This window comes from Sutterella seckii, from assembly GCF_009183815.1.
GTDB lineage: Bacteria > Pseudomonadota > Gammaproteobacteria > Burkholderiales > Burkholderiaceae_F > Sutterella > Sutterella seckii.
Genome location: NZ_WEHX01000107.1, coordinates 1 through 7,256, shown reverse-complemented (window position 1 = coordinate 7,256; position 7,256 = coordinate 1). Strand labels below are relative to the sequence as shown.

General features: G+C 61.6%; 5 protein-coding genes and 1 pseudogene. 2 read left to right on the top strand and 4 right to left on the bottom strand.

The annotated features are described in order from the left end of the window. Positions 1–142: 142 nt before the first annotated feature. The 4 genes from mgtE to mpl form a co-directional block, all read right to left on the bottom strand. Positions 143–1,633, bottom strand: a complete 1,491-nt coding sequence (mgtE, locus tag GBM95_RS10450; RefSeq protein ID WP_152159037.1) for a magnesium transporter — start codon at positions 1,631–1,633, stop codon at positions 143–145. A 233-nt stretch (positions 1,634–1,866) separates the two neighbouring features. Then, the gene (locus tag GBM95_RS10445) at positions 1,867–3,888 is read right to left on the bottom strand and encodes a ribonuclease catalytic domain-containing protein (protein WP_152159036.1); all 2,022 of its coding nucleotides are present in this window, start codon (positions 3,886–3,888) and stop codon (positions 1,867–1,869) included. 87 nt (positions 3,889–3,975) lie between these two features. Continuing rightward, positions 3,976–4,599, bottom strand: coding sequence for a YqiA/YcfP family alpha/beta fold hydrolase (locus GBM95_RS10440; RefSeq protein WP_152159035.1), 624 nt, complete (start codon positions 4,597–4,599; stop codon positions 3,976–3,978). Then, the gene (mpl, locus tag GBM95_RS10435) at positions 4,596–5,975 is read right to left on the bottom strand and encodes a UDP-N-acetylmuramate:L-alanyl-gamma-D-glutamyl-meso-diaminopimelate ligase (protein ID WP_152159034.1); all 1,380 of its coding nucleotides are present in this window, start codon (positions 5,973–5,975) and stop codon (positions 4,596–4,598) included. Before mpl ends, GBM95_RS10440 begins: the two co-directional genes overlap by 4 nt. Positions 5,976–6,098: 123 nt before the next feature. Between mpl and GBM95_RS10430 the strand changes: the two genes are divergently transcribed. Together GBM95_RS10430 and GBM95_RS10425 are read left to right on the top strand one after the other, a co-directional pair. Continuing rightward, positions 6,099–6,737 carry a hypothetical protein gene (locus GBM95_RS10430; protein WP_193222668.1) on the top strand — a complete coding sequence of 213 codons (639 nt, stop codon included), beginning with the start codon at positions 6,099–6,101 and terminating at the stop codon, positions 6,735–6,737. A 335-nt stretch (positions 6,738–7,072) separates the two neighbouring features. Then, a pseudogene (locus tag GBM95_RS10425) lies at positions 7,073–7,256 on the top strand (acetyl-CoA carboxylase biotin carboxyl carrier protein); the annotation flags it as partial.

Here is a 7,256-nt window from a genome sequence, read left to right as displayed (position 1 = left end):
TCACGACGGACACCCTTGCCTCTGGCTGTGAGCTTGGCACTACCTCCTGCTCATCGGGACTTTCACCCTATAGAAATCGCCCATGCCGGGCACACGACGCGAAGCGGCGCTCCATCGAAGTGCCGCTTTTGTTCTGACTCTCTTAATGCGCAAAGAAGATCGTTGCGAGACCTAAGAAAATCAGGAAGCCCCCGGAGTCCGTCGTAAAGGTGAGGAGCACCGACCCGCCCATCGCCGGGTCGCGCCCGAGGCGCTTCAGAATGAGCGGCACCGCCATGCCGACGACCGCGCCCTGAAGAATATTGAAGAACATCGCGAGCGCCATCACGCAGCCGAGGAGCCGCCCCTGCGGCGAATCCCAGTAGAGCGCCCAGGCGCAGGCACCGGCAATGCATCCCCAGATGATGCCGTTGATGAAGGCGACGCCGATCTCCTTCTTCCAGATGTCGATGGTGTTGGCGACCGTCACCTGACCCATGGCGAGCGACCGCACGAGGAGCGTGAGCGTCTGATTGCCGGAATTGCCGGCCATGCCGGCCACGATCGGCATCAGGGCGGCGAGCGCCACGACGCGCTCAATGGTGCCGTCGAAAGCGGAAATCACGCGCGAAGCAAAGAAGGCCGTGCAGAGGTTGACGCCGAGCCAGAGCCAGCGGCTCTTGGCCGAAGACCAGACGCTCCCGTAGATATCCTGTTCGTCATCAAGACCGACCGCACCGAAGGCGTCTTCCTCGCTTTCCTCACGGATCACGTCGACCACTTCGTTGACGGTGAGTCGGCCGACCAAGCGGCCCGCTTCATCCACCACCGCCGCGCTCACGAGGTCGTAGCGCTCGAACGCCTGCGCGGCGTCGCTCGCGGAATCGAGCGGATTAAGCGTGAAGGCTTCCGTCTGCATGATGCGCTTCACCTGCTTCGCCGGATCGTTCGTGAGCATCTCAACGAGAGAGAGCGTGCCCTTCAGCCTTCCGAGGCGGTCGACGACGAAGATCTGGTCCATATGGTCGGGAAGCGTCTTAAAGCGCCTCAGATACCGGAGCACCATGTCGACCGTTACTTCCTCACGGATCGAGACCATCTCGAAGTCCATGCGCGCACCGACCGATTCCTCGGGGTACGACATGGCGGCGCGCAACTGTGCGCGCTCTTCGTGCGAAAGCCCTTCCTGAACCTCCGCCATCACGTCGGGCGGGAGGTCGTCCACCAGGTCGGCGATCTGGTCGGTATCGAGCGTTTCGACCGCGTCGACGAGCTCGTCGCGATCCATCGCGTCGATCAGGGTTTCGCGGACGCCCTCGTTGACTTCAAGAAGAATGTCGCCGTCAGATTCGCTCTGAACCTGATTCCAGACGGCCAGTCGGTCATCGAGCGGCAGGGCCTCGAGCACCCAGGCGATGTCGGCAGGATGGAGGGGCTCAAGGATGTCCCTCAGTTCCTGCGCCGCTTCGGGCGTAATGGGACGCGCCTCTTCGTGCTCGCCGCCGCGCGCCTTTGCAAGCGCCTTCGCCTTGTCCTCATCTTCTTCGAGGATCTGCTCGACGCGCGCGAGCGCACGGCTCGCTTCATCCGAATCGAGCGTCGGCGTGCTTTCGTCCTCTTCAATGAGCTTTCCGGCTTCTTCCTCACGGCTCATTGTCAGCTCCCCCTGATTGGGCTTTAAGCGGTTGATTCGGACTGCTGGCGTCGCGCGTGGAGGAAAAAATTTCGGCCGGCACGCACGCCGCAAAAATTCCCCGGCGAAAGGCTCCTCTGAATTGCCTTCAGAAGGAGCCGCTCTGAGGGGTGCAGAAATTCGCTCGAGAGGTTATCACACGGATATGACGCCGGTGAAAGAAATCCTCTCTTTTGGGAAAAGAGGCTTTCCCGTCAGGACTGAGGAGCCTCCGCGGGCTTCTCAGAAGCCTCGGAAGCAGCCGTTTCTGCAGCGTCTTCGGGCGCTTGTTCTGAGAGAGCCTCATCCTGCGCATCATCGAGCGCCTCTTCAAGCGCGCCTTCTTCCTCGGGCGTCAGAGCGTCGTCGAGAATGCGCACGAGCTGAGCATCCATCACGAGATCCACGAGATCGCAGCCGAGGATGCGAAGCTCAACCTTCCGCCCGCGCGGGAGATCCTCGGGGAGCCCCGGCACGCGCTGCATGAAGGGAAGCCGGTCGATGCGCACCAGGTCGCCCTTGACGACGATCGCCTCAATGGTCTTCAGGCCTTCCTGGAGAATCCAGCGCAGCGACCAGTAGCGCTCCATCCGGGTCTGGAAGTCGGAATAGAGCCCGTAGATGTTTTCGAACTGACTCACGATGGCGAAGAGATCGACATCGTTTCTCGCGTAGGCGGGCGGCTCCCCCTTGAGGACCGCAATCATCTGACGCTGGTTGACCATGTCGACGTAGCGGCGCAAGGGAGAAGTGCTCCAGGCATAGCGCAGAACGCCGAGACCGTCGTGCGGTCCGGGAGAAGTGCTCATGCGCACGCGCCCCATTCTCTGGGAGCGGTAGATGCCGGCGGTATCGTGCTCCTCGAGCCAGAGCCCCCAGGTGCTGTTCGCAAAAATCATGAGTTCAGCGACAAGGAGGTCGAGCGGTGCGCCGCGGCGGCGGCCGCGCACGTGAATGACGGCGTCTTCGCCTTCACCCTCGAGCGCAAAGAACCAGTCGACGCGGCCGACGGGTTCGGGGCGGCCCCTCACTTCCTCGCGGCCCTTCTGGAGGTGCTTCGCAAAGTGCCAGAGCCAGATGATGTCGTCCGCAAAGGGAATCTCAAGCTTTCCTTCCTGAATGGCCTCTTCGGTCACAAGGTCGTCGATCTTGTCGTAGCGGAGGTTGGCCTTGAGCGCAATGCGCTCGAGCCGCGTCTCCGTCTTTTCGACGGCGAAGGTATCGTCCTTCACCCAGGCGTAAAGCGAGAGGCACGGAACCATCACGCCTTCATCGAGGGACGCCGCCTTGATCCAGTTTTCCGGAAGCATCGTCGTCTTGAGGCCCGGTGCATAAACGGTGCTCATGCGGGCCTTGGCGACGTCGTCAAGGCGCGAGCCGCGCTCGATCATGAGAGCAGGAGCAGCGATATGAATGCCCACGCGCGTGACGCCGCCCTCGAGGTGCTTCACGCTCGCCGCGTCGTCGACTTCAGTCGTGTCGGAATCGTCGATGGAGAAGGCGTCAACCTCTGCAACGGGAAGATCATCCCAGGCATTTTTCGGGGGTTCGGGGAGGTCCGCCGGGAACCCGCGGCCCCGCGGGAAATTGGCCGCATAGAAGCTGTCGACATGCCAGCGCCAGGGCGAGGCGATGCCGCCCAGAGCCAGCATGAGGCGAAGCGGCGTCTGCCGCGTTTCGGCAGCGGCGTCGGAAAGCGCCTTCCATTCGATCGAATTCCTGTCGGGCGCAACGAGGAGCATGAGCGCCTGGCGTCCGATCGCCTCGGGGAGCTTCCCTTCGACCATCTCCTCGATCCAGGCCTTCTTCTGCTCTTCCTGACGACGACGGCGTTCGAGGGCTTCGAGCGCCTTCTGAAGAATGTCTTCCGGAGCCTTCCGGTAGACGCCGCGGCCCTTCCTGTAGAAATAGACCGGATTCGCATGGAGCGTCGTAATGAGCGCCGCCTTTTCGACAGGACCGGGATTTTCGCCCCAGTATTCCTGAGCGAGGTCGAGGTAGGAAAACTCCTCCTTAGGCGCGGCTTCCCAGAGGAAGGCGGGATCGAGCTCCGCAGCCGCCTCCGGAATCCGGGCAATCAGCTCCGACGCCGAGGGAGACTCAAAGGAGAAAAAGACGTGCGACGCCTTGATCTTGCTGCGGCGGCCGGTAGTGAGCTCCACCTGATAGGCGCTTCCCGCCTGAGAGAGCACCGTACCCGCCTTGAAGGCGCCGTCATCTTCAAAATAGAGATACATAACGATTAAACCTGCATCCCGCGCCCTTATCGCCCGTATCGGAGGTGAACGCCGGAAAACTAAATTCTTTGAAATTTCCTGAGGGCGTTATTGTGCCCGAACTTTTGCCGCCATCCGCCTTTCAAAGAAGGCTCTCACCGCAGGAAGATAGCGCGCGAATCGCTGCATCCGATGATCGTCGCCGACGGAAAGGATCGCGGGCGACTGACTGAGCGCCTTTCTCGCAAGCCGGTAGTCGAGCACTTCGTCGGCGGTTGAGAGAAGCGTCAGCGCATCAGCGGGATCCCGGGGGATTGGCGGAACTTCACGGCTTAAGGCGAGAAGTTCGTCGGCAAACGTTTCCCTGACGAAGACTTTTCTGCCGGTTCCGTAAACCTCCCGCTCTCCCGTCTGCCCGGCAACGAATTCCCAGGGATTGAGACAAGGGTTGACCGTAGCCGCCGTAAGCGCAAAGCGGCGGGCGAGCCTCAGCGCATAAAAGCCCCCGAGGGAGGAGCCGAGAACCAGGGTCCGCCGCCGTCTTTCCTCCGGAACTGAATCCATCAGGCCGATAAGGAGCCGGTCAACTTCCCTAGGGGAGAGATTCAGGTCGGGAGCCAGAAAATCCCAGCCCGAGGAGACGGCTTCCTCATGGAGCTCCCGGCCCTTCGCTGAGCCGGGAGAGGAGAGGAAGCCGTGAAGATAGACGGCAAGAGGCTTGACTTCAGTCATTCCCGGATTCCCTGAAGGCGGACGGCCTTCTCGGCGAGCTTCGCGAGGAGCTTCCCGTGAATGCCGCCGAAGCCGCCGTTGCTCATGCAGAGAATGACGTCGCCGGGCTTCGCTTCCGCCGCGACCGTGTCAACGAGGACATTGAAGTCGTGCGTCACGAAGGCGCGGCTTCCGAGCGCCTCGAGCGCTTCCTCGGGCGACCAGCGCACGCCCGCGCCCGCGAAGCAGAAGATTTCGTCCGCGTCCCTGAGCGCTCCGGCGAGCTCGCCCTTCATGGTGCCGAGCTTCATCGTGTTGCTCCGGGGTTCAAGCACCGCAAGAACGCGTCTGCCGCGGTACTTCGAGCGAACGCCTTCAATCGTCTCGCGAATGGCGGTCGGATGGTGCGCGAAATCGTCGATGACGACGCAGCCGTACTCTTCGCCGCGCACTTCCTGACGGCGGTGAACGCCGGGGAAGCGCTTCAAGGCCTCAATCGCCGCTTCGGGCGAGACGCCTGCGGCATGCGCCGCAGCTACGGCCGCGAGCGCATTCAGTTCGTTGTAGCGCCCCGGCATGGCGATTTCAATGCGCCCGACGGCCTCGCCTTCGAAAGCGGCTTCGCCGCCCTCCGAGAGGGACCACCCGTTCTCAGCGCCGAAATCCGCATTAAAGCGCTCAAGCCGCGACCAGCAGCCGCGCGCGAGAACCCGGTCGAGCGCCGGACTCTTCGCATTCGCGATCACCGTTCCTTCGCCCGGCATGATTCTCACCAGATGATGGAACTGCGTTTCAATGGCCGCGAGATTGGGGAAGATGTCCGCATGATCGTATTCGAGATTATTGAGAATCGCGATCCTTGGACGGTAGTGCACGAATTTGCTCCGCTTGTCGCAGAAGGCCGTGTCGTATTCGTCCGCTTCAATGACGAAGGGAGCGGAAGGGTCTCCGAGTTCGGCCGATTTTTCACCCCAGCAGGGGAGCCCCCCGATGAGGTAGCCCGGGTTCAAGCCCGCTTCCTTCAGAATCCAGGCGAGCATCGACGTGGTCGTGGTCTTCCCGTGCGTGCCGGCAACGGCGAGCACCTCGCGGCCCTGGAGGATGTTTTCGCTCATCCACTGAGGGCCCGAGGTATAGGGGAGCCCCACATTGAGAATGGCTTCGAGGAGCGGATTCCCGCGGGAAATGGCATTTCCCACGACCCAGAGGTCGGGCGAAAGCTCAAGCTGCTCAGCGCCGTAGCCCTGGGTAATTTCGATTCCGTTCGCGGCAAGCGCGTCGCTCATCGGCGGGTAAACATTCTGGTCGCACCCGGTGACGCGGTGGCCTGCTGCGCGCGCGAGCTGCGCGACGCCGCCCATGAAGGTGCCGCAGATGCCGAGAATATGAATATGCATGAATGGCCTCTCACTCAAGAGATTTTTTCTTTGAAGCGCATTTTCGCCCATCCGCCGGAGAGCTGCGTTCTTCCTCGTAGAATGCTTTCCATCCGGGACTCCTTATTTTGACGAAGGTTCGCCATGCCGCAAAATTCTGTTCGCGAAGGCCGCGAAGCCGCCGCGTTCGCCGCCCGCCTCATCTGCGCCGACCTCAGAACCTGGAAGGAAGCCTTCCGCGCCGCCAGGGACTTCTGCGGCGCATCTCCCGACGAAAAGCTGGTCGCAAGCGAAATCCGCCGCTGGCAGGCCTTGTTTGCGCCCGATGCCCACGCGGAAACGCTTCTCCGGAAGCGCCGCGCGGCGCTCTCCCTCATGCGCCGCGTGCCCGAACTCGGGCTCAGGCTCGTCGGCGTCGTGCTCTCGGGCGCTGCCACGGAGAATTCGCTTCCCGAAACCGTCGCCCGGGGCGAAAGCGAAAAGGATGCCGCCATTACGCTCCTCAATGCCGGCCTCATGGCCGAACCCTTTGAAGCGTCCTACCCGACCGCCTTCATGCGCCGGCATAAGGGAGCCTTCACGCTTCTCACCGAAATCGACGGGGAGGAGATCCTCATCCGCGTCGTTCCTTTCGGCACAACGCTTCCCGCGCCCGAGAAGCCCGACGAATGGCAGAGAGAAGCCGAAGCGCTCGGGAGTGCGGGTCCGGAGGAACTCGAAGCCCTCTGCTTCGGAAAAGAGTCCGAATGTCATCCTTCCGGAAGAAAAGGATTAGCTCATTAAGGGCATTCCGGAGAATCGTGCAATCAATAAACTGCAAACGTATTCTGAGCTTCCGGAATTCCCGGAAATATGCCTCTTTCCAAGCCGATAGCGGCAATTTCCCGAAAGAAAGGTCTCGGGGCATATGTAAAAACCTTTGACAAGGTGAATGCCGTTTCCTCAGAATTAGAATAATTTGTCCGCTGATGAGCATTCATTAGAGCGTTTTGAGGCCGCGGACGCGGCCTTTTCCTCTTTTGCGGGTCCGGAATCCGGAAGGTGCGCAGCGCTTCAAAGCTCGCCATCCCCGGCCGCCCCTCAAGGCTCGTCCTCTGCAACCAACCGTCATCAAGAATATGGATCTGCGTAAACTCAAGACACTCATTGACCTCGTGAGCGAAAGCGGCGTGGCCGAACTGGAAATCACGGAAGGCGAGGATCGCGTGCGCATCGTCAATCGTACGAGCGCCCCTGCGCAGCCCGTGCAGAGCACGATTGCCATTGCTCCCCAGCCCCAGGCTGCCGCCCCGGCCGCCGCTG

What these genes read in the sequence shown, in the direction of transcription:
- GBM95_RS10430 (WP_193222668.1), top strand. Translation starts at nt 6,099, where the DNA reads ATGCCGCAAAATTCTGTTCGCGAAGGCCGCGAAGCCGCCGCGTTCGCC.
- mpl (WP_152159034.1), bottom strand. Translation starts at nt 5,975, where the DNA reads ATGCATATTCATATTCTCGGCATCTGCGGCACCTTCATGGGCGGCGTC.
- GBM95_RS10445 (WP_152159036.1), bottom strand. Translation starts at nt 3,888, where the DNA reads ATGTATCTCTATTTTGAAGATGACGGCGCCTTCAAGGCGGGTACGGTG.
- mgtE (WP_152159037.1), bottom strand. Translation starts at nt 1,633, where the DNA reads ATGAGCCGTGAGGAAGAAGCCGGAAAGCTCATTGAAGAGGACGAAAGC.
- GBM95_RS10440 (WP_152159035.1), bottom strand. Translation starts at nt 4,599, where the DNA reads ATGACTGAAGTCAAGCCTCTTGCCGTCTATCTTCACGGCTTCCTCTCC.